This is a genomic window from Actinopolymorpha cephalotaxi (assembly GCF_013408535.1).
GTDB lineage: Bacteria > Actinomycetota > Actinomycetes > Propionibacteriales > Actinopolymorphaceae > Actinopolymorpha > Actinopolymorpha cephalotaxi.
Map to the genome: position 1 here is coordinate 546324 of NZ_JACBZA010000001.1, position 20684 is coordinate 567007.

A 20684-nucleotide genomic window follows, 5' to 3' on the forward strand; every position below is an offset into this window, starting at 1 on the left:
ATGGCGCGGCCAACCGAACCAGTCACGGCAGGCATCCTCGCTGCTTTGCCGGTCACGTTCACCTACTCCGAGGCGCGGGCGGGCGGCCTCTCGGAAAGGCGACTGTACGCGCTGCGCGACGAGGGAAAGATCGAACAACTCGGGCGGGGCCTGTTCCGTCAGGTCGACGCGGCGGACGAGGCTGATCCGGATCTACTGGAGATCGCGTATCGCGCGCCGCAGGCAACGCTGTGCCTGACCACCGCACTGGCCAGGCATGGACTGAGCGACGCCATACCAGCCCGCATAGATGTCGCTCTCCCGCGAGGCCGGCGCGCTCCGGGTACCAGTGCTCCGGTTGCCTGGCATGCTTTCGCCCCGGATACGTTCACCATCGGCCGCGACGAACTGGCGCTGACCGCGCAGACGAGCATCGGCCTGTACAACCCGGAGCGATGCATCATCGACGTCTTCCGGCTCCGCCACCTCGAAGGACCCGAGGTGGCAGTCGAGGCATTACGCCGCTGGCTGAGGCGTCGCGGCGCGCAGCCGGCAACGCTCCTGAGAATGGCCCGGTCGTTCCCCAAGGCCGAACCCGCGCTGCGCGACACCCTGGAGATACTGCAATGACCGCCGTCCGCCGGCCCACCCGAGCCACCGTCGAGGGCCGCGCCTATCTGGATCTGCAGAACCTCGCCCGTCGCCAGCATCGTCCTACCGATGAACTGCACCAGCTCTACGCTCTCGAAGGCTTCCTCAGCCGCCTCGCCATCTCTCGGCACGCCGACAAACTGGTACTCAAGGGTGGCGTACTCCTTGCTGCCTACGACGCCCGCCGTCCGACCAGAGACGTCGACATGCAGGCGCGCGCGATCAGCGGGGAGCGTGAAGATGTGCTGCGCCTCGTACGAGACATAGCAGCGGCACGCGTGGACGACGGGCTGCGCTTCGACACTGACGCGTCGACGGCAGAGGTCATCCGAGACGATGACGAGTACAGCGGCGTACGCATCACGCTGACCGCGACGCTGGCCAGTGCAAAGCTCAGCTTGCACGTCGACATCAACATCGGCGATCCGATCTGGCCAACTACCGCACTGCAACGCGGCATCGTCAACACGCGGCGGCGCGACTTTGCTGACCTTTACCTCCTTTCCGGACGCCACTCTGTCAAGGGGGCCGAACTACAAGGGTCCCTCGCCGAGGTCGCGGCGTACCGCCGGGTGGAGCTGCTACCGCTTACAGACGTCCTGGATGGATACGCCTCGTCGGCCCAAGCGCGTTGGTTTGCCTGGCGGCGCAAGCAGAGCCTCGAAGAGCGTCTACCGTCGTCGTTTATGGAACTGCTCGGCACGGTGATCGCCTTTGCCGATCCCGCGCTGACCGGGACGATCGCACACCACCAGTGGGACCCGGGGACACGGAGGTGGAGCTGACTCCGACCCGGGTGCATCTACGCTGAGGCGATGACCGGGGACCGGCTGGATCTCGACCAGCTCACCGAACGCGCGATGCGGGTGCACGCCCTCTACGACGAGCTCAACCACAAGGAGCGCGGGCGTACGTGGAACCGCGAGGAGTTCATGCTCGGCTTCGTCGGCGACGTGGGTGACCTGGCCAAGCTGGTGATGGCCCGGGAGGGCGCACGGCACATGCCGGGTGGCCGGGAGGCGCTGCACCACGAACTCGCCGACTGCCTGTGGTCGGTCCTCGTACTCGCCAGGCTGTACGACGTCGACCTGGACACGGAGTTCCGGCGTACGGTCGGCGAACTGGAGAAAGCGATCTCCGCCCGGCTGGCCGACCCGCCGTCGAGGGCGACGTGACCGACCCGAACGACTCCACCCGGATCCTGTGCGTCGACTTCGGGTCGACGTTCACCAAGGCCGCCCTGGTCGACGTACCGACCGGGCGGCTGGTCGCCACCGGCAGCCATCGCACCACCATCGGAACCGACCTGATGGAGGCGCTGGACGTCCTGCGTACCGACCTCGCGAAGGCGACCGGTGACCAGCCGGACTGGCCGGTGCGCGCGTGCTCGAGCGCCGGCGGCGGCCTGCGGATCGCGGTCGTCGGCAACGAGCGACTGGTGACCGTCGAGGCCGGTGAACGCGTCGCCACCTCCTCCGGTGGCCGGGTGGTGCACGTGGCGGCCGCGATCCTCGATTCCGGCGCGCTGACCGCGCTGGCGGCGTCGGCGCCGGACCTGGTGCTGCTGGTCGGCGGCACCGACGGAGGCAACACCGCGGTGCTGCGGGCCAACGCGCGGGCGCTCGCGGACGCGGCCACGACGTCGGGCTCCGCCTCGGCCGCCCCGGTCGTCGTGGCCGGCAACGCCGCCTGCGCTCCGGAGGTGGCGCGGGTGCTGACCGGCGCCGGGGTCGCGGCGGTGGTCGCCGGCAACGTTCTGCCCCGCATCGGCGTGGTGTGCCCGGACCCGGCCAGGGCCGCGATCCGGGAGATGTTCGTCCGGCACGTGATCGGCGGGAAGCACCTGTCCCGGCGGGAGGAGTTCGCCCGCATCGTCGTGGGTGCCACCCCCGACCTGGTGCTGTGCGGGGTGGAGGTGCTGGCCCGCACCCTGGGTGTTCCGGGCGTGGTCGTGGTGGACGTCGGCGGGGCCACCACCGACGTGCACTCGGTGGTCGAGCCCGATCCGGAGGACGCCGGGCTGGGCCGGGAGGTCGTCGCCACCCTGCCGGTCGGCCGCACCGTCGAGGGTGACCTCGGGCTGCGGTGGAACGCGCCGCAGATCGTCCACGCGGCTGTCAAGGCGCACTTGCTCGACGAGGTTGCCGCGCCCGAGGTCGAAGCGCTGCGGATGGAAGCCGAACGCCGTAAGGAGAATCCGGGGTTCGTCGCCACGACGCAAGCAGAGGTTGACATCGACGTACGCCTGGCGGAACTCGCTGTCAAGCTGGCCCTGCGCCGGCACGCCGGAAGGTCCCAGGTGGTCACCGGTCCGGCAGGGCCTGCGGTGGACCGCACCGGCAGGGATCTGCGCGAGGTGGGCCTGCTGGTGGGTTCGGGCGGGCTGCTGCGGCACGTCGACTCCGAGCTCGCCCGGCAGGTGGTGGCGACCGGCCTGGCCGGATCCGGTGGGCACGGCCGGCTGGTCCCCGAGCGCCCGGACCTCGCGGTGGACCGCGACTACGTACTCGCCGCCGTGGGCCTGCTGGCACCGGACCACCCGGACGCAGCCGCCACGCTGGTGCCGGCCGTACGTCCGTAGGGTGCGTCGCCGGCTCCGAACGTGAACGCCCCCTCGCCGGTACGGGTCCGGAGCGGTAAGACTGGCGCATGACTTCTGTCGCGGACAACACCTCGGGCCTGCGAGTCGGTCTCAAGCTCGCACCCCAGAACACCACGGTCGACCACCTGCGCCGCGTGTGGAAGCTGGCCGACCAGGCCGGTTTCGACAGCGTCTGGAACTTCGACCACTTCGCCGCCATCCATGGCGACCCTGAGGGCGACGTCTTCGAGGGCTGGACGCTGCTCGCGGCGATGGCGGAGAGCACCCAGCGGGTGCGGATCGGCTGCATGGTCACCGGCGTCACCTACCGGCACCCGGCCGTGCTGGCGAAGATGGCGGTCACCGTCGACCACCTGTCCGGCGGCCGGCTGGAGTTCGGCCTGGGTGCGGCATGGGCGGAGATCGAGCACACCATGCTCGGCATCGACCTGGGCAGCGTGAAGGGCCGGCTGGACAGGTTCGAGGAAGCCTGCCAGGTGATCAGGTCGCTGTGGACCGAGCCGACGACCACGTTCCACGGGGAGCACTACCACCTGACCGACGCGCTGGCCAACCCCAAGCCGGTGCAGCAGCCGGGGCCGCCGCTGTGGATCGGCGGCAGCGGGCGCCGGCGTACGCTGAAGATCGTCGCGCGGTACGCCGACGCCTGGAACGCCGCGGGTGGCTCCGTCGAGGAGATCGCCGACCTGTCCGGTGTGCTCGACCGGCACTGCCACGACGTCGGCCGCGACCCCGCGCAGATCCGGCGTACCGTCCAGATCCGTGCGGACGAGGGCACCGACCACCTGCTGAAGCAGGCCGAGGCCTTCGCCGGGGTCGGCATCGGCGAGGTGATCGTCGTGGTGCGCGGCGACGACGCCGTGGCGCGGGCCGAGCAGGTCGCCGAGATCCTGCCCAAGCTGCGCTCGGTCGGCTGAGCGCGGCGGCTGCTCAGACGCCTCGGCGCAGGCGGTAGTACGCGGTGTCGTGCGGTACGCCACCACCGGTGGGTGCTGCCGGCGTACGGCACGACACCGCGACGTACCCCTGGTCCAGCGCGGACTCCAGCGCGTCGCGGACCGCCGCCCGAACCCGCGCCGCCCGGACCGGCTCAGGCTCCGTCCGCGACCACGTCCGGGGTACGCCGAGCAGCAGGTCGTCCCCGGCCGGCGCCGTCTCGCCCCATCCCGGCAGCCGATCGGCTCCGGGTTCGGCGACCGGTGACGGCGCGCCGGTCAGGTCCCACTCCACGACCAGCCGGTCGGTGGGCTCGGCCGGCCCGCCATGGCCCGATCCGTGCGTGTCCGGGCCGTAGAGATCCCGCACGAACCACCGGCCGCGCGCGCCCAGCACGTCCAGGTTGAAGTGCGCGTTCCGGGCGCGCACCGGGTCGTAGGCCCAGCGCATCCGGGTGAGCCCGGTGGCCAGGACGTACTCCCGCTGCCCCTGCTTCAGGGCCCGGCCGACCCCGCGTCCCTGCCAGGCCCGAGCGACCACGGCGGCCTGGGAGTAGTGGTACACCTCGCCGGTGCCCGCGTCCCGGCCGACGTAGCCGTACGCGAAACCCACCAGCGTGTCCCCGTCGTACGCGCCGATCACCGAGCCGCCGTTGCGGGGCAGGCCGGCGAGCAGCCGGGGACTCACCGCCGGGTCGCCGGGCGGCAGGTCCAGCACCGTCCGGTAGAGTCGGACCGCCTCGGGCAGCCGCGCCGGGTCCACGATCGGCCCCACCCGGACCTGTCCGGAGCCGCCCTCTCGGGTCGGGATCACGTCGTTCGTCACCAGGTCACCAGAGGGAGTCCTGCCCCGCGACGGTGTCCGGCAAAGGCCTCCGGCCGAGGTGTTCGGCAGGCGATCACACACCGCAAGTTCTTGATCCACTCCGCTAGGCTGCCGGAGATCTTGTTCGTTCCGCGGTCCTGGTCCCGCTCCCCGGCCGAGGGTCGCCCGACGCCCGGCCGCGTGCTGCGCCCGGAAGCCGGAGGATCCTCAGTGCAGACGAACGCGTCCCGGGCATCCGGCGCCCTCGAGGCGATGTTTCGCGAGGAGTCGGTGTTCGACCTGTACTCCCGGGGCAGGTGGCAGGTCCCCGACGGCCTGGTCGCGGAAGTCACCGAACGCGTGGACGCGCTGGCCGAGGATCCGCGCGCGGCGCTGCTGGTCGTCGACGAGCACCCGGTGCTCCACACTCCGGTGCCGGCCGTCGTCGCCGACGTGCTCGGCATCACCGCCTTCCTCTGCGGTGACGTCGCGGTCCGCTCCGGGTCCTGGCGGAGGCTGGACCACGACCTGGTGAGATCGCACCTCGCCGGCCCGACTCCCGGTCGGGGCGGCCTCGATGGCGCGTACGCCGGGTGGGCGGCCCCCGCGGCTTCGTGGCGACCGCCGGGCGGCGCGCTGTTCCGGGCGGCCGGCGACGACCGCGGCCTACGCCGGCTGGCGTGGGAGCTGACGGTGGAGATCCTCCGGGCGCTGGCGGGGATCGAGTCCCTGGAGGCCCGGCGGCAGAGCCTGGTGAAGCTGTACGACCACGCGGCGGCCGACCACGACCTGGTGGAGGCGACCCTCTCCGCGCCCGGCACGCCGTCGGGCCGGGCCCGGCTGCGGGAACGCTGGGCGGACGCGGCCGCCGACGACCTCGTCACCACGCTGCCCGAACTCACCGGCGGCGTCGGCTACCTGAGCTGGATCGTCGACGGCTGGTGCGCGGCGCACCAGCACCTCGCCGACACGGTGCCGGGTGGGGACGACGTGTGCACCGCGTTGTCCCGCCTGCTGGTGCAGGCCGGGCTCACGGCCGTGCCGCCCGAACTCGCCGTTGGCGTACGCGGTGATCTGTACGCACAGGTGGGTGCGCGGCTCCCCGACGAGGTGCGGACGTGGGACGCCGCCGGCTGGCGCGGTCGGGTGCGGTCCTGGCTCGCCCGGGCGACGGTGGCCGGTGAGTTCGACGTGGCCCGGATCTGGCTCGACCTCGCGGTCCGGCTCACCGGCGTGGTGCAGGGCCTGCCCGGCGACGCGGTGACGCCGGATCCGTGCCTGGTTCCGGTGGGGGAGTTCCAGGACGACGTACGCCGGCTGTTCCGGGTGCGGCGGGTGCGGCATCCGCTCGCCGGTGTGGTGGCCGCGCCCTCCTGGCTCGCCCCGGAAGACGTTTTCCCGCCGGTCGGTCACCGCAACGGTCACGTACGCGGCACGGCGGGAGCGCTCGTGCCGGCCGACGCGCTGGACGAGGCGACGGACGAGGCGACGGACGGGACGCCGGACGAGGCGGCGGAGCGGGACGCCGGGCACGTCCTGCCGGGCGCGGGCGGGCCGGGACGCGCCCGGGCCTCGGCGCTGGCCCAGGCCACCGCGATGATCGACCGGATCGTGGGGCAGCCCGCTCTGGTCGCCGTACTCCGTGAACTCGTGGACATGCCCGCCCAGGATCTCCGGCTGCTGGTGACCGGACCGCCGGACGTGGGCACCAACCTCGCCGTCGACGTACTCGCCCGGCTGATGACCATGCGCGGCTTCGACGGGACCGCGGTGTGGCTCCACCACGAGCAGTTCGCCCTCCTGGACGCCGACAGCGCGGTCGCTCAGCTCCGGGACCGGGTGGAGGGCTGCGACGGCGAGCGGCTGATCGCCATCGAGGGGCTCGACCGGCTGGTGAGCTACGAGCGGATCGGCGAGCCACTGGCGCAGGAGCTGCACCGGCTGATCAGCGCACACGGCGCGCAGGTGCAGCTCGTCGCGTTCGGTGGGCCGGACGGCTATCGCCGGCTGGTCCGCGCCAGCCCGTCCCTGGCGGCCTGGTGGCGGGTCGTGCGTACGCGCGAGTTCGCGGCCGGCGACTTCGCCGTACTGTTCGGCCGCGCGCTCGACCGGCGCGGGGCGGCCACCACGCCGGACGCGCTCCGGGCGGCCGGCGACCTGCTGGCCGTGACCCGGGCGGCTGTGGCATCGCCGGGGGAGGCCGGCCGGTACGCGCAACCGGTCGACGAGGGCCGTAACGCCGGCCTGGCGACCCGGTTGGCCGACCTCGCCGTCGCCGCCGCCCGCAGGCGGACGAACTGGGCGACCTCACCGGTGGTCGATGTCGTCGACCTGCCGGCCGAGGACGCCGAACCGGCGAGCGATGGACCGGCGAGCGAAGAATCCGCCGGCACAGAATCGGCGGTCATCGAAGCGCCGCCGCGGCACGCCCAGGGAGCAGAGTCGGGACGCCCCTGAGCGTCCTCAGACCTCGGCGCAGACCCCGAGGAAGTTCTCCCAGCTGTCGGCCAGCCGGACCGGCAGGGCGACCTGCCGTGCCGACGCCCCTCCGTCGCTGAACCGCATCGTCACCTCGGCCGCGCCGTCCAGCGGGACCCGGCAGTCGTTCGCCCGGAAGTCCAGCGGAATTGCACGCTCCTCGCCCACCGGCACCAGTCTCGGTTGCCCCGGCCGCGCGGCGTCCGGGCCGGCGGAGTCGCCGCTGGGGGAGACGACCCGCATCGAGGGGTCGGCGGCGACCACGGTGTCGCGGTAGGTCAGCGGCCGGCCGCCGACGTTCTGCACGGTCACCAGAAGCAGCAACGAACGCGATCCGTCGCTTCTGACCGGCCCGGTGTCGACCAGGCGGGCCCGGCCCGCGCCCGGGTCGCTCGTGCAGACCGAGGGCAGCAGGCCGCGCTGCACTCCGACGGACAGCCGGAGCGTGCTCCTCGCGCCACCGGGGTCGACGACTCGCAGCGGGGCGGCGACCTCACGGTCACCGGCCGCCAGGGCGGGTGCGCAGTCCCGCACCTTCCAGTACAGCGAGAACTCACGCCGCCCGTGCCCCGGCAGTTGCATCGACCGCCACTCCGCCCGGCCCTGGGCCGTCGGGTCGGCGAGGCCGTTCACCCCGGCGAACTCCAGGCCGGGCAAAGCCGGCGGCTGAGGCGGCAGGACCACCTGCGGGTCGCCGATCCGGCTCCGCACCGTGACGTCGACCCGGGCGGTGAAGTTGTCGACGAACCGCGGCCTGCTCACCTGGACCTCCGCGCCGGGTGCGGTGAGGCGGGTCAGCGCCAGCCAGCCGAGCACCAGCGCGGTCGCGACGCCCAGGGTGAACCGCACCCAGCGCGGGAGCCGGCGGCGGGGCGCTCCGGTCTCGGCGACGTCGGCGTCCGTCCCGTCGCCGAACGACCTGGGTGCGTACGGGTCGCCGCCGGGAGAGCTGCCGGCGTAGGACCTGTCCCGGCCGGAACGCGATCCTTCGGGTGACGGAGCAGGCTCGCTGACGGGGGCAGGCTTACGGTCGGGCCTGGTGGGGCCGTCGTACCACTGCATGCGCGAAGCCTCCTCGTCGCGCCGACCCGCGTCGGCCCGGAACCCGGTCGCCGCCAGATGCCGGTGCCGGGGTCGTTCGGCCTGACGGGTCATGGAGGCCGCTGCGCCGAAGCTTCGTCCTCATGTCCGGCGTTGGCAAGGGACCGGGCAAGATGCGTGCATGACCGACCTGAAAGCCGGCCGCCCGGCAAACGCACGTACCGAACCCGTTCTCGCCGTCGACATCGGCGGGACCAAGATCGCCGCCGGGGTGGTCGACGCCGACGGCCGGGTGCTCGTGAGCGATCGCGCGCCCACGCTGGCAAGTCACGACGACGACGCGGACGCGATCTGGGCGCGGCTGCACGCTTTGTGCGAGTCCGTCCTGGACGCGGCCGGCCGGCCGGTGATCCAGGGAGTCGGAGTGGGCTGCGGCGGACCGATGCGCTGGCCGGTGGGTGAGGTGTCGCCGGTCAACCTGCTGCCGTGGCGGGACTTCCCGCTGCGCGCCCGGCTGGCCGCGGCGTACCCCGACGTACCGGTCCGGGTGCACAACGACGCGGTGGCCGTCGTCGTCGCCGAGCACTGGCAGGGCGCGGGCCGGGGCGTGGCCAACATGCTCGGCATGGTCGTGTCGACCGGGGTCGGCGGCGGGCTGATCCTCGAAGGCCGGCTGATCGACGGCGGCAGCGGCAACGCCGGGCACGTGGGCCACATGGTCGTCGACCCGGACGGCCCGCCGTGCGGCTGTGGCAGCCGCGGCTGCGTCGAGGCGTTCGCGCGCGGGCCGGGTCTCGCGGCCTGGGCACGTGAGCAGGGCTGGCGGCCGAACGACCCGACGGCGAACGCCCGGGATCTCGCCGACGACGCGCGCGCCGACCACAAGGTCGCCCGGGCCGCGTTCGAGCGGGCCGGCTGGGCACTCGGCCTGGGCATCGCGTCCGCGGTCGCGTTGTGCGACGTCGAACGCGTCGTCCTCGGCGGCGGGGTCTCCCAGGTCGGGCCGCTGCTGTTCGAGCCGCTGGAGCGCACCCTGCGGGAGTACGCCCGGATCGAGTTCGCCCGGCACGTGCGGGTGGAGCGGCCCATCCTCGACCAGGACGCGGGCATGGTCGGCGCCGCGGGGTTCATCCTGCGCGGCGACCGCTACTGGTCCGCCGACTGACCCCGCGACGGGTGCCGTCCTGGTGCCTTCCGGGTGGCGCCCAGGTGCCGCCAGGGTGCCGTCCGGGTGCGGCCGGATGCGACCCGGGCCGGTGGCTGCGATGCTGGCGGGCATGGTGACAGGGATGGCGTACCCGAGATGGGCGTGTTGTCGCCCTCGTCCGTCGGGTAGGAACCGGTGGTGATCAACGAGGGCGGGGCCACGGGTTCCGGTGAAGGCGCGGCGGGCACGGCCGGCACGGCCGGCACGGCCGGTGCGAGCGGGAGCGGTGCCCGGTCCCGCGGGCGGTTGCGGGGCGCGGTCCGGCGGCTGCGTCCGGGCCGCTCCGGGGCGACCGGTCAGGCGGACCCGGAGGCCGACCCCGCGCGGGCAGCCCAGGGCGAGGACGCACCGGATCGGGCGGAGCTCGTTCCGCACGGCCTGCGGGTGGCCGGCGAGTGGACCTGGCGGCTGTTGCTCCTCGCGGTGGCCGGGCTGGCCATCGGCTACGTCCTGCTCAAGCTCAGCGTCGTCGTGGTGCCCGTCTTCATCGCGATCCTGGTGACGGCTCTGCTGGTGCCGGCCACCGGGGTGATCAGCCGGGCCGTCCCGCGCGGCCTGGCGGCCCTCCTCACCCTGATCGCGCTCTTCATCGTGATCTTCGGCCTGCTCACGCTCGTGGGGCAACAGGTCGCGGTCGGCTACCAGGGCCTGGTCAAACAGGTGGTCAGCGGCGTGGCGGAGATCCAGACGTGGCTGGTGCACGGGCCACTTCACCTGTCGCAGTCGGAGATCACCCGGACGTTCAAGAACCTCGGCAACACGTTCTCCACCAAGCAGGTCACCGCCGGTGCGCTGCAGGTCGGTACGACCGTCGGCCACCTGGTGGCCGGCTTCTTCATCGCCTTGTTCTCGACGTACTTCTTCCTCTACGAGGGCGAACGCATCTGGACCTGGCTGGTCCGCCTGCTGCCGCGCTCGGGGTGGGAACGCGTCGACGCGGCGGGCCGGCAGGGCTGGGTCTCCCTGACCGCCTTCGTCCGGGCAACAGTCCTGGTCGCCCTGGTGGACGCGATCGGCATCACCATCGTCGCGGTGATCCTGCGGGTTCCGTTCGCGCTGCCGATCGGTGTGCTGGTGTTCCTCGCCTCGTTCGTGCCGCTGGTCGGTGCGTTCGTGTCCGGCTCGGTGGCGGTCCTGGTCGCTCTGGTGGCGCAGGGACCCGTGGTGGCGGCGCTGATGCTGCTCGGGGTGCTCGCCGTCCAGCAGTTGGAGGCGCACCTGCTGCAGCCGTTCCTGATGGGAAGGTTCGTCCGGCTGCACCCGCTGGCGATCCTGCTGGCGATCGCGGCCGGCGGCTATCTGTTCGGCATCGGGGGCGCGTTGTTCGCGGTGCCGCTGACCGCTGTGACGAACGGCGTCGTCCGCAGTGTCGCTGCGGGCTCGCGGTCCCAGCGCGCCCGGCCATCGGGCCCTCCGCCGGGCGGGGCCACCGGATCGCCGCAGGGGGAGTCGCCGCCTGCCGCCGACGGAACTCCGAGGGCGTCGCAGCCCGGTGGCGAGACGACCTCCCGGACGGCGCCCCCGGCCGCCGACGAGCCGTCGCCCGCCCAGGTGCCGCCGCCGGAGGCGACGACCTCTCCGCCGCCCGGTGAGGAGTCGCAGGGCACCGGTGAGGAGCCGGCCCCGCCGGACGAGCCGCGCACGGACAGGTAGTACCACCGACGACGAAGGAGCCCCGGCGGATCGCCGGGGCTCCTTCGCGTCGTGCCGGTCTGCTCGTCGGAGCAGGCTGCTCGTCGTACCAGATGGTCAGTGCGTGGCGGTCGGGGCGAACTCCGCCTCGACCTCGCCGGTGCCCTCCGCCGGCGGGCGCCCGGTGGCCAGCGGAAGCTCCTTGAGGAAGAACGCCACCACCATCGCCACCAGCGCGAACGGCGCACCGGTGAGGAACACGTCGTGCAGCGTACGGACGAACGCCTCGATCACCGGCGCCTTCAGCTCCGGCGGGAGCTTCTGGATCGCGGTGACGTTCTCCACCGCGCCGGCCGGGATCCTGGTAGCCGCCGCCGGCGGCAGCACCTCGGTCAGGTGGGTGGACAGCCGGCTGGTGAGGATCGCCCCGAACACCGCCGTGCCGAGTGCGCCGCCCATGCTCCGGAAGAACGTCGTCGCGCTGGTCGCGGTGCCCATGTCGCGGAAGTGCACGGAGTTCTGCACCGCCGTCATGATCGTCTGCATGGTGAGGCCGAGCCCGAAGCCGAGGACGTACTGGTAGACCCCGATCGTCCACATCGAGGACCCCGAGCTCAGCCGCGACAGCAGCCACACCGCGAGCGCCATGAACAGCGCACCCAGGATCGGGTAGATCTTGTAGCGGCCGGTCTTGCTGATCAGCCGGCCGGAACTGATCGAGGACGTGAAGATGCCGGCCACCATGGGCAGCATCGCCAGCCCGGAGGCGGTCGGGGACAGACCGTGCACCACCTGCAGGTAGAGCGGGAGGTAGATGATCGCGCCGAACATCACGAACCCGGCGATCAGGCCGAAGACGTTGCTGATCGAGAACACGGAGTTGCGGAACAGCCGCAGCGGCAGGATCGGCTCGGCGGCCCGCGACTCGACGAAGACGAACAGCACGGCAAGCGCGATGCCGGCGCCGAGCAGGCCCAGCGCCCCGCCCTCGGTCCAGCCGTAGGACTGGCCCCGCCAGGACAGGTAGAGCAGGATCGAGGACACCGAGGCGACGATCGTGGCCGCGCCGAGGTAGTCGATCTGGTGGTTGCGCCGGACCGTGGGCATCCGCAGCGCGTACGTCGTGACGATCAGCGCGGCGACACCGATCGGGAGGTTGATCCAGAAGATCCACCGCCAGCCGGGACCGTCGGTGAACCAGCCGCCGAGCAGCGGGCCGGCGACGCTGGAGATGCCGAACACGGCGCCGAAGTAGCCCTGGTACTTACCGCGCTCACGCGGCGGGATGATGTCGCCGATGGTGGCGAAGGCCAGCGCCATCAGGCCGCCGCCGCCGAGTCCCTGGATCGCCCGGAACGCCACCAGTTCGGGCATGTTCTGCGCGAGGGCGGCCAGCACCGAGCCGACCAGGAAGGTGCCGATCGCCGCCTGGAAGATCAGCCGGCGGCCGTACAGGTCGGAGATCTTTCCCCACAGCGGGGTGGACGCGGTGGAGGTCAGGAGGTACGCCGTGACCACCCAGGACAGCTTGTCCAGGCCGCCGAGGTCGCTGACGATGCGGGGCAGCGCGGTGCCGACGATGCTCTGGTCGAGCGCGGCGAGCAGCATCCCGGCCATCAGGCCGCCGAGGGTGATCAGGATCTGCCGGTGGGACAGGTAGGAGGGGCCGTCGGCGGGCGCGGGGGTCGTTCCCGCGCCGGCCGACGGCCCGCGTTGGGGTTCGTTCATCGAAACAGCACTCCGTGTGACTTGTTGCCTGGTGACTTGTTGCCTGGTGAACCAGTGCTTCGTGGTGGGCGCGCGGTGGCGCGCCGGTGAGTTCGCTTTGTGCGGGTGAGGTCGTGGTGTGGCCATGGCGGCGTCCTCCGGGTCAGGGCCCAGGCGGCGTGGACGTCTCGGCCTCCAGGTCCTTGGCGAGCTGGTCGAGCAGTCGCTCGAGGGTGTGTACGTCGTCGGCCGGCCACTGGGACAGCACGGCGTCGATGCGGGCGCGCCTGCGGGCCGCCGCCTCCTCCAGAACGCGGTTGCCGACCTCGGTGACCGAGACCAGTGCGGCCCGGCGGTCGTCGGGATCGGTGACGCGTCCGAGGTAGCCGGAGGTCTCCAGCGCGCGGACGTGCCGGCTCACGGTCGACACGTCGAGCTGCACCTGGCCGGCGAGATCGGACAGCCGGGTCGGCCCCGAACACGCGACCGTGTGAAGAACGTAATGCAGAGCGGGCTCGATCGGCGCGTCATTTCCGCGCTTGACCAGCCGCACCAGCCGCATCAGGGCGACCAGCAACGTCTCCGGCGCCGGACCGGAGGCGGAGGGGGAGCCGCCGGGTTCGCCGGTCGGAGCGGGATTGCCAGTTGCTTGCACGCCGCAAGTATACGGGTTTGCATGCGCCATGCAACCATTACCGAGGGCCGTCCGGATCTCGCTCACGGTGGTCCTGACCGGTGCCCGGAAAGTGTCTCCGAAGGTGCCCTGGGAAGTGTCGCGGAGAGTGCTCCGGGGAGTGCTCGCGGAGTACGACCGGCATGCCTCCGCCGGGCCGCAGGGTGACCGCCGCCTGGGGCCTCACCCGGTGCCCGGGCACCGCCTGGGGCGCCCATCGGCGGGCCAGCGTGGCGAGGACGAGCACCCCCTCGGTCCAGGCGAAGCCCAGCCCGACACAGATCCGGGCACCCACCCCGAACGGCAGGTACGCCGCCCGCGGCTGGCCCGGGACGCCCTCGCCGAAGGCCCCGTCGGAGCCGATCCAGCGAGCCGGTGCGAACGCGTCCGGGGCCGCCCAGAACCGCGGGTCGCGGTGCAGGGCGTACTGGCTGGTCACGCACAGCGACCCCGCGGGCAGTGTCCAGCCGTCCAGTTCGACGTCGGTGAGCGTGCGCCGGCCGAGAATCCACGACGGTGGGTAGAGGCGCATCGCCTCCGCGAGCACCGCCCTCGTCCGCGGCAGCCGGTCCAGGTCGGCGTAGGTGAGCCGGGCGGGATCGGTCACCACGGCGTCGAGTTCGGCGTGCAGCCAGGTCGCCGCCACCGGGTTCCGGTCCAGCAGCCACCACGCCCACGACAGCGCGCTCGCCGTGGTCTCGTGCCCGGCCAGCAGCAGCGTCATCACCTCGTCCCGTACGACCGTGTCGGCGTCGGTCGCGGCGCCGTTCCCGGTGCCGTTCCCGTCGGCCGCCGCCTCGAGCAGGGTGGACAGCAGGTCGGGGCCGGGCGGGCGGCCGCGGCGTTCGGCGATCATGGTCCGCACCAGGGCGTCCAGGCGGTCCGCGGCGGCGAACAGCCTGGCCCGGCCGCGCGTGGGCACCGACAGCAGCAGGTCGGCGCCCGGGAGCATCCGCCGGGAGAACCCGTCCATCAGCTCACCCAGCGCGTCGGCCACCTCGGCGCTGCGGTCCCGCAGGTCGGTGCCGAACAACGCCTCGCCCACCACCGCCACCGTCAGCGCGGACATCTCCCGGGCCAGGTCGACCTGGCGGCCGTCCCGCCAGCCGGCCGCGCGGTCGAGTGCCGCCCGCACCATCACCGGCGCGTACGCCCGCAGCCGGTCGCCCTGCAGCGCGGGCTGGATCAGCCGCCGCTGGGAACGGTGCCACTCGCCCTCGCTGGTGAGCAGGCCCTCGCCGAGGAGGATCCGGATCCGCTCCAGCGTGCGGCCCTTGCGAAGATCCCGCCCCCGGGTGACGAAGAGTTCGTGCACCAGGTCGGGATGGCTGAGGACGTAGACGTGTTCGCCGCCGAGCCGCAGATGGGCCAGCCGGGGATGTCTGCGGGCGATCCGGAGGAAGTACGCCGGCGGGTCGCGGCGCAGGGCGAGTCCGGCGTACAGCAGCGCACCGGGCGGACCCGGCGGCCGGGCCACCCGGCCGGTCCTGCCGAGCCTGCCGGGTCTGCCGGGTCTGCCCGGACGGCGGTGCGGGCCACGTCGCTGCGGGCGGTCGTCGTCGCGCGGCGGGTCGGTGCGGTCGGACGGAGGGCTGGTGGCCATGTACTTGTTCTACGTGGTTTCCGGCCGCCCGGACGCACAGTCGGCGCGGCTGGGCCCGTTGTCCGCCGGGCTGTCGGTCTGGCTGCCGGGGAGTGCCAGACTGCGGCCATGACCGGTGCCCGCCCCCACGACAGCCCGTACGACAGCGCAACCGGCAGCCCCGATGGCAGCGCGGAAGACAGCCCGGACCTGGGCGCCCTGCTCGCCGACATCGAGGACGCCGAGCGCACCCTGCGCGGGATCGCCCGCACCACGCCGATGGAGGCGTCCCGCTGGCTGGCGGACCGGGTGGGCGGGCCGGTGCACCTGAAGTGCGAGAACCTCCAGCGGGCGGGGTCGTTCAAGATCCGTGGCGCGTACGTGCGGATCTCCCGGCTGAGCCAGGCCGAACGCGCCCGCGGCGTGGTGGCGGCCAGCGCCGGCAACCACGCGCAGGGGGTCGCGCTGGCCGCCCGGCTGCTGGACACCCGGGCGACGGTGTTCATGCCGTTCGGCGCGCCCATCCCGAAGGAGGAGGCCACCCGCTCCTACGGCGCCGACGTGCGGTTCCACGGCCACACCATCGACGAGGCGCTGGTCGCCGCGCGGCAGTACTCCGAGGAGACGGGTGCGGTGTTCATCCACCCGTTCGACCACGCGGACATCATGGCCGGCCAGGGCACGCTCGGCCTGGAGATCCTGGAGCAGTGCCCGGACGTCGCGACCGTCCTGGTGTCGACGGGCGGCGGCGGGCTGGTGGCCGGGGTGGCGGCGGCGCTGGCCGGGCGCGGCTCGAAGGCCCGGGTCGTCGGGGTCCAGGCGGCCGGCGCGGCCGCCTACCCGCCGTCACTGGCGGCCGGTCGTCCGGTCCCGGTGGAACGCATGCGGACGATGGCCGACGGGATCGCGGTCGGCTGCCCGGGCGGGGTGCCGTTCGAGGTCGTCCGGCGCTGGGTCGCCGGCGTGGTCACCGTGTCGGAGGAGTCGCTGTCGCGGTCGCTGCTGCTGCTCCTCGAACGCGGCAAGCTGCTGGTCGAGCCCGCGGGGGCGGCGGCCGTCGCGGCTGCGCTGGACGCCCCGGGCGCGTTCGAGCCGCCGGTGGTCGCGGTCCTGTCCGGGGGCAACATCGATCCGCTGCTGCTGATGCGGGTGCTGCGCCACGGCATGATCGCCGCCGGACGCTACCTGTCCCTGCGCGTGCGCGTGCCCGACCAGCCGGGCGGACTGGCCGCGCTCCTGCGCCAGCTCGCCGAGGCGGACGCGAACGTGCTGGACGTCGTACACCAGCGCACCGGCGCCGGCCTGCACCTCGGCGACGTCGACGTGGCCCTGCAGCTGGAGACGCGCGGGAAGCACCATCGCGAGGAGATCCTGCACCGACTGCGATCAGCTGGCTACACGGTCAACTTTTCGTAGGTCAGATATCAGGTTCTGTAAAGACTGTCTTGACACTCCATGATTCGCGGAGTGGAATCGACCCATGCCTGAGAACACATCTCCCGAATCGGACCCCTGGGCCGAGGCGACCGACGCCGTGCCGACCCACCGCGACGAGCCCACCCCCACCGCTGAAGGCCACAGCACCCCCGACCCGGCGGAGGAGCGGGTGCGCGCCGAGGCCGAACGCCTCCAGCGGGAAGCCGCCGAGCGCGCGGAGCAGGCGCAGACCGCCGCCAACGAGGCGATCCGCGGAGCCGAGCATGCAGCCGGTCCGCACGGCAACGGCGAGCACCCCGCCTCCGAGCCGCCCGTAACGCCCACGCCGCCGACGCCGCCGACGCCCCCCACGCCGCCGGAAGGCGACGATCCCGTACGCCGGATCCTGGCCGACGTCGCCGCCGGACGGCTCGGCCCGGAGGAGGCGGCCGCCCGCCTGGACGAGGCCCGCCGCACCACCGACACCGGGTCCGCCCCGTCCGGACAGCAGTCCGGAGGCGGAGCGACCCCGGGAGGGGCGACGGCACCGGGCGGGTCCGAGCGGCGGACGCTGCCCACTGCCTCCTCGGCCGAGCCGACCAACCGGGTGCGGATCCGCGCCGTCGGCCGGCGGGTCCGGATCATCGGTGAGCCGTTCGTCTCCACGGTCGCGGTCGACGGCCCGCACGTCGTACGCCAGGAGGGCGACACGCTGGTCGTCACCAGCGAGGGTGAGTTCGGGGCGTCCCTGGACGGCTTCACGCTGATGCGCACCCGGTCGCTGCGCGACGTGCAGGAGCGGGTGTTCGACCTCGGACGCGAGCTGTCCGTCCGCGTCAACCCCAGCTTGGCGGTGGAGATCGAGGTCACCGCGGGCAGCGTGAACGCCGAACGCATCCCGGGCCTGGAGCAGGTGCGGGTCACCGGCGGCTCCGCACGGGTCCGCGACGTGGAGGGCCCGATCGACGTACTCGTGCAGGCGGGTTCGGCGCAGGTGGAGGGACGCATCCACCGGGGCAAGTCGCGGTTGCGGGCGGAGTCCGGCTCTCTCCAGCTGCGGCTGCTGCCGGGTTCGAGCGTGCGGGTGCGCCCCGACGTCCAGCTCGGCCGGGTGCAGTGGGAGCCGCCGGGCGCCGACCGGGACGAGCACGTGATCGGCACCGGCGACGGCCAGCTGGCCCTGGAGGTCGTGATGGGGATGGCGACCGTCAAGCAGGCGCCGTGAGCATGGCGTACGGCACGGGTGGTTACCCGGGGCACTCCTCCGCCCACGCGCACCGGCCGCCGCGCGACTGTCCCGTCTGCGGCGCCGGACTGCAGGTGACCCGGCTCAGCTGCGACGCGTGCGCCAGCGAACTGTCGGGAGTGTTCGAGTCGTGCGGGTTCTGCGGCCTGACCGACGCCGAACGCGACCTGCTCCGCGTCTTCCTGGTCTCGCGCGGCAACATGCGGGAGGTGGAGCGGCACCTCGGCGTGAGCTATCCGACGGCCCGGCAGCGCTACGCCGACCTGCTGGCGAAGCTGGGCCTGGAGGGCGCCGGGTCGCCGGCCGCCGCGGCCGGTCCGTCAGGTCAGGCGGGTCCGTCGGGTCAGGCGGGTCCGGCAACTCCGGCCGAGCCGGAGCAGAGCCGGGAGGACGTCCTCGCCATGCTCGCCCGGGGCGAGATCGACGTGGACGCGGCCGCCGACCGGCTCCGTCAGGTCGGTTAGCGACCGTCCCGGCGAACCCCGGCGCGTACGAAGAAACCCACGATGCGCGGCGTCACCGCGCATCGTGGGTTCTCGCTGTCCGGTGGTGGCCCGGGCGACAGGCCGGCGCCGGGCTCAGCCGGTGGTCAGCCGGTGGTCAGCCGAACGGCACGGCGTCGACGATCTCCACCTTGACTTTCCGGCCGTTGGGCGCGGAGTAGGTCGCCTGGTCGCCCTTGCGCTTGCCGCTGATGGCGCGGCCGAGCGGCGACTCGGGGGAGTAGACCTCCAGGTCGACCGAGGAGTCCAGCGACAGCAGTTCGCGCGAGCCGAGCACGAACGTCTCGGTCTCGTCGTCGCCCTGGAAGCGGATGGTCACCTTCATGCCCGGCTCGACGATCCCGTCGTCTGCCGGCGTGTCACCCACCCGGGCGCGGCGCAGCATGTCCTGCAGCTTGCGGATCTGCGCCTCGACCTTGCCCTGCTCCTCCTTGGCGGCGTGGTAGCCGCCGTTCTCCCGCAGGTCACCCTCGTCGCGGGCTTCACCGATCCTCTTGGCGAGCTCCGCGCGCACAGTGCCCGTGAGATGGTCCAACTCCGCCTTCAGACGGTCGTAGGCGTCCTGCGTGAGCCAGATGACGTTCTCGTCGGTCGACTGCGTCACAGCTTCGCTCCTTGGTCATGCGGGGGCACTTCGGTCATTCGAAAAAGATCCGGTCATTTCGCGCGGGTGCGCTCTCGGTGCGTGTCCGGAACTGTACGGACTGACCTATCAGGCTAACAACGCGCGGCTCTCCCGGCCATCCCACGTCGGTACGTCGAGGTCGGTGAGCAGAATGTCGGTCGTCTGAGCCACCATGGTGGTCGCGCGCACTTTTTGCAACCCGCGCCGCCGGACAGAGGAGACAACTACGGTGCCTTCCACCGCACCCGCACCGCTACGACTCATGCACGTGCACGCCCACCCCGACGACGAGTCGAGCAAGGGGGCCGCCACCACCGCCCGTTACGTCGCGGAGGGTGTCGAGGTCCTGGTCGTGACCTGCACGGGGGGTGAGCGCGGATCGATTCTCAACCCGCACATGGACCGGCCCGACGTCCTGGACAACCTCGCCGACATCCGCCGGCAGGAGATGGACCGGGCCCGGGAGATCCTGGGCATCCGGCAGGAGTGGCTCGGTTTCGTCGACTCCGGCTTCCCCGAGGGCGACAACCCCGGCCCGCTGCCGGAGGGGTCGTTCGCGGCGACGCCGGTCGAGGAGTCCGCCGGTGCGCTGGTGGGGGTGATGCGCGAGTTCCGCCCGCACGTCGTGACGACCTACGACGAGAACGGCGGATACCCCCACCCCGACCACATCATGTGCCACAACGTCACCATCGCCGCGTGGGAGGCCGCCGGTGACCCCGACGCCTATCCCGAGGCCGGCGAGCCGTGGCATCCGCTCAAGCTCTACTACCACCACTCGTTCCACTGGGAGCGCACCAAGGCGCTGCACGACGAGATGGTGCGGCGGGGCCTGGAGTCGCCCTACGCCGAGCGGCTGAACGAATGGAAGCAGGACCCCGCGCACGCCGCCAGGGTGACCACCCGGGTGCCGTGTTCGGACTACTTCCCGGTCCGCGACAAGGCCCTGCTCGCACACGCCACCCAGATCGACCCCGAGGGGCCGTGGTTCGCCTGCCCGCTGGAGGTGCACGTCGCCGCGTGGCCGACCGAGGACTACGAACTGGCCCGCAGCCTGGTGGAGGCGCCCGTCCCCGAGGACGACCTGTTCGCCGGGCTGCGTGATCTCGTCGAGGACGCGCCCGGCCCGCGAGGCGCCGGACGGCTCGCCCCGGAGGCGTCCTGAGGTCGTGTCCGCATCCTCGGCTGCGACAATCGGCTGACGGGCCCGTGCCTGTCGCGGACCACGAACACCCAGGTGGGAGAAGGTACGTCCAGTGCTGTACATGATCGTCGAGGCGGCCGCGCCGCAGGATGACGCGGCGTGGGTGGGCCCCGGTCTGCTCGGTTTCGTGGTGATCGCGGCCATCGGCGTGGCGACGGTGCTGTTGTGGCGCAACATGAACAAACAGCTGCGCAAGGTGCGGTTCGAGGAGCCCGAGCCGCGCCGCCGCCCGGGACCCGGACAACCGCCCGCCGGTGGTGACCGGCCAGGACCGGCCGGCGGGCCGGGCGACACCGCGGAGGACGGCGGGTCCGGCCCGGACCACCCCGGCGCGGAGGATCGCCGCCGCTGACCTACTGACCCGCTGAGTTGGTGACCCGCTGACCTGGTGATTCGCC

At 72.8% G+C, this 20684-nt stretch carries 19 protein-coding genes; 13 read left to right on the forward strand and 6 right to left on the reverse strand.

The annotated features are described in order from the left end of the window. From FHR37_RS02460 to FHR37_RS02480, 5 genes are all read left to right on the forward strand, one after another. Window positions 1-609, forward strand: coding sequence for a type IV toxin-antitoxin system AbiEi family antitoxin domain-containing protein (locus tag FHR37_RS02460; protein WP_092881898.1), 609 nt, complete (start codon window positions 1-3; stop codon window positions 607-609). Then, a complete protein-coding gene (locus FHR37_RS02465; RefSeq protein WP_092881697.1) occupies window positions 606-1415 on the forward strand; it encodes a nucleotidyl transferase AbiEii/AbiGii toxin family protein in 810 nt (269 codons plus the stop codon). Before FHR37_RS02460 ends, FHR37_RS02465 begins: the two co-directional genes overlap by 4 nt. A gap of 30 nt (window positions 1416-1445) precedes the next feature. Continuing rightward, on the forward strand, window positions 1446-1805 hold the full coding sequence (locus FHR37_RS02470) for a nucleoside triphosphate pyrophosphohydrolase family protein (RefSeq protein WP_202817925.1): 360 nt from the start codon (window positions 1446-1448) through the stop codon (window positions 1803-1805). Next, entirely contained in the window at window positions 1802-3211 is a 1410-nt protein-coding gene (locus FHR37_RS02475; RefSeq protein ID WP_202817926.1) for a glutamate mutase L, read from the forward strand. The genes FHR37_RS02470 and FHR37_RS02475 overlap by 4 nt, the downstream gene beginning before the upstream one ends. A gap of 68 nt (window positions 3212-3279) precedes the next feature. After that, the gene (locus tag FHR37_RS02480; protein WP_092881699.1) at window positions 3280-4149 is read left to right on the forward strand and encodes an LLM class F420-dependent oxidoreductase; all 870 of its coding nucleotides are present in this window, start codon (window positions 3280-3282) and stop codon (window positions 4147-4149) included. Window positions 4150-4162: 13 nt separating this feature from the next. On the opposite strand, the gene FHR37_RS30805 is transcribed toward FHR37_RS02480, so the two are convergent. Beyond that, entirely contained in the window at window positions 4163-4993 is an 831-nt protein-coding gene (locus FHR37_RS30805; RefSeq protein ID WP_092881701.1) for a GNAT family N-acetyltransferase, read from the reverse strand. A 210-nt stretch (window positions 4994-5203) separates the two neighbouring features. Between FHR37_RS30805 and FHR37_RS02490 the strand changes: the two genes are divergently transcribed. Then, a complete protein-coding gene (locus FHR37_RS02490) occupies window positions 5204-7429 on the forward strand; it encodes a hypothetical protein (protein WP_092881703.1) in 2226 nt (741 codons plus the stop codon). 6 nt (window positions 7430-7435) lie between these two features. Here FHR37_RS02490 and FHR37_RS02495 read toward each other — a convergent pair whose 3' ends face one another. Continuing rightward, entirely contained in the window at window positions 7436-8512 is a 1077-nt protein-coding gene (locus tag FHR37_RS02495; RefSeq protein WP_139238835.1) for a hypothetical protein, read from the reverse strand. Between the two features lie 160 nt (window positions 8513-8672). On the opposite strand from FHR37_RS02495, the gene FHR37_RS02500 reads away from it, so the two are divergent. Both FHR37_RS02500 and FHR37_RS02505 read left to right on the forward strand, forming a co-directional pair. Continuing rightward, a complete protein-coding gene (locus tag FHR37_RS02500) occupies window positions 8673-9656 on the forward strand; it encodes an ROK family protein (RefSeq protein ID WP_092881707.1) in 984 nt (327 codons plus the stop codon). A 177-nt stretch (window positions 9657-9833) separates the two neighbouring features. Next, on the forward strand, window positions 9834-11351 hold the full coding sequence (locus tag FHR37_RS02505) for an AI-2E family transporter (RefSeq protein WP_237768606.1): 1518 nt from the start codon (window positions 9834-9836) through the stop codon (window positions 11349-11351). A gap of 96 nt (window positions 11352-11447) precedes the next feature. Here FHR37_RS02505 and FHR37_RS02510 read toward each other — a convergent pair whose 3' ends face one another. The 3 genes from FHR37_RS02510 to FHR37_RS02520 form a co-directional block, all read right to left on the reverse strand. Continuing rightward, entirely contained in the window at window positions 11448-13058 is a 1611-nt protein-coding gene (locus tag FHR37_RS02510; RefSeq protein WP_092881709.1) for an MDR family MFS transporter, read from the reverse strand. Between the two features lie 142 nt (window positions 13059-13200). Then, a complete protein-coding gene (locus tag FHR37_RS02515; RefSeq protein WP_175542381.1) occupies window positions 13201-13692 on the reverse strand; it encodes a MarR family winged helix-turn-helix transcriptional regulator in 492 nt (163 codons plus the stop codon). A 37-nt stretch (window positions 13693-13729) separates the two neighbouring features. Further along, window positions 13730-15313: a cytochrome P450 gene (locus FHR37_RS02520; RefSeq protein ID WP_092881713.1), complete on the reverse strand. Its 1584-nt coding sequence runs from the start codon at window positions 15311-15313 to the stop codon at window positions 13730-13732. Between the two features lie 108 nt (window positions 15314-15421). On the opposite strand from FHR37_RS02520, the gene ilvA reads away from it, so the two are divergent. From ilvA to FHR37_RS02535, 3 genes are all read left to right on the forward strand, one after another. Beyond that, on the forward strand, window positions 15422-16708 hold the full coding sequence (ilvA, locus tag FHR37_RS02525) for a threonine ammonia-lyase (RefSeq protein ID WP_092881715.1): 1287 nt from the start codon (window positions 15422-15424) through the stop codon (window positions 16706-16708). 64 nt (window positions 16709-16772) lie between these two features. Beyond that, on the forward strand, window positions 16773-17933 hold the full coding sequence (locus tag FHR37_RS02530; RefSeq protein ID WP_092881717.1) for a hypothetical protein: 1161 nt from the start codon (window positions 16773-16775) through the stop codon (window positions 17931-17933). Between the two features lie 2 nt (window positions 17934-17935). Continuing rightward, entirely contained in the window at window positions 17936-18418 is a 483-nt protein-coding gene (locus FHR37_RS02535) for a DUF2089 domain-containing protein (RefSeq protein WP_092881718.1), read from the forward strand. 136 nt (window positions 18419-18554) lie between these two features. Here FHR37_RS02535 and greA read toward each other — a convergent pair whose 3' ends face one another. Next, a complete protein-coding gene (greA, locus tag FHR37_RS02540; RefSeq protein ID WP_092881720.1) occupies window positions 18555-19061 on the reverse strand; it encodes a transcription elongation factor GreA in 507 nt (168 codons plus the stop codon). 250 nt (window positions 19062-19311) lie between these two features. Here greA and mca point away from each other — a divergent pair, with 250 nt between their 5' ends. Together mca and FHR37_RS02550 are read left to right on the forward strand one after the other, a co-directional pair. Then, window positions 19312-20247, forward strand: coding sequence for a mycothiol conjugate amidase Mca (gene mca, locus FHR37_RS02545; RefSeq protein WP_378079661.1), 936 nt, complete (start codon window positions 19312-19314; stop codon window positions 20245-20247). 91 nt (window positions 20248-20338) lie between these two features. Beyond that, a complete protein-coding gene (locus tag FHR37_RS02550; protein WP_092881724.1) occupies window positions 20339-20638 on the forward strand; it encodes a hypothetical protein in 300 nt (99 codons plus the stop codon). Window positions 20639-20684: the final 46 nt, after the last annotated feature.

Excerpts from the sequence above, each read along its gene's own strand:
- FHR37_RS02460 (WP_092881898.1), top strand. The coding sequence starts at position 1 with ATGGCGCGGCCAACCGAACCAGTCACGGCAGGCATCCTCGCTGCTTTG.
- FHR37_RS02480 (WP_092881699.1), top strand. The coding sequence starts at position 3,280 with ATGACTTCTGTCGCGGACAACACCTCGGGCCTGCGAGTCGGTCTCAAG.
- FHR37_RS02510 (WP_092881709.1), bottom strand. The coding sequence starts at position 13,058 with ATGAACGAACCCCAACGCGGGCCGTCGGCCGGCGCGGGAACGACCCCC.
- FHR37_RS02530 (WP_092881717.1), top strand. The coding sequence starts at position 16,773 with ATGCCTGAGAACACATCTCCCGAATCGGACCCCTGGGCCGAGGCGACC.
- FHR37_RS02465 (WP_092881697.1), top strand. The coding sequence starts at position 606 with ATGACCGCCGTCCGCCGGCCCACCCGAGCCACCGTCGAGGGCCGCGCC.
- FHR37_RS02470 (WP_202817925.1), top strand. The coding sequence starts at position 1,446 with ATGACCGGGGACCGGCTGGATCTCGACCAGCTCACCGAACGCGCGATG.
- FHR37_RS02535 (WP_092881718.1), top strand. The coding sequence starts at position 17,936 with ATGGCGTACGGCACGGGTGGTTACCCGGGGCACTCCTCCGCCCACGCG.
- FHR37_RS02500 (WP_092881707.1), top strand. The coding sequence starts at position 8,673 with ATGACCGACCTGAAAGCCGGCCGCCCGGCAAACGCACGTACCGAACCC.
- FHR37_RS02520 (WP_092881713.1), bottom strand. The coding sequence starts at position 15,313 with ATGGCCACCAGCCCTCCGTCCGACCGCACCGACCCGCCGCGCGACGAC.
- ilvA (WP_092881715.1), top strand. The coding sequence starts at position 15,422 with ATGACCGGTGCCCGCCCCCACGACAGCCCGTACGACAGCGCAACCGGC.
- FHR37_RS02495 (WP_139238835.1), bottom strand. The coding sequence starts at position 8,512 with ATGCAGTGGTACGACGGCCCCACCAGGCCCGACCGTAAGCCTGCCCCC.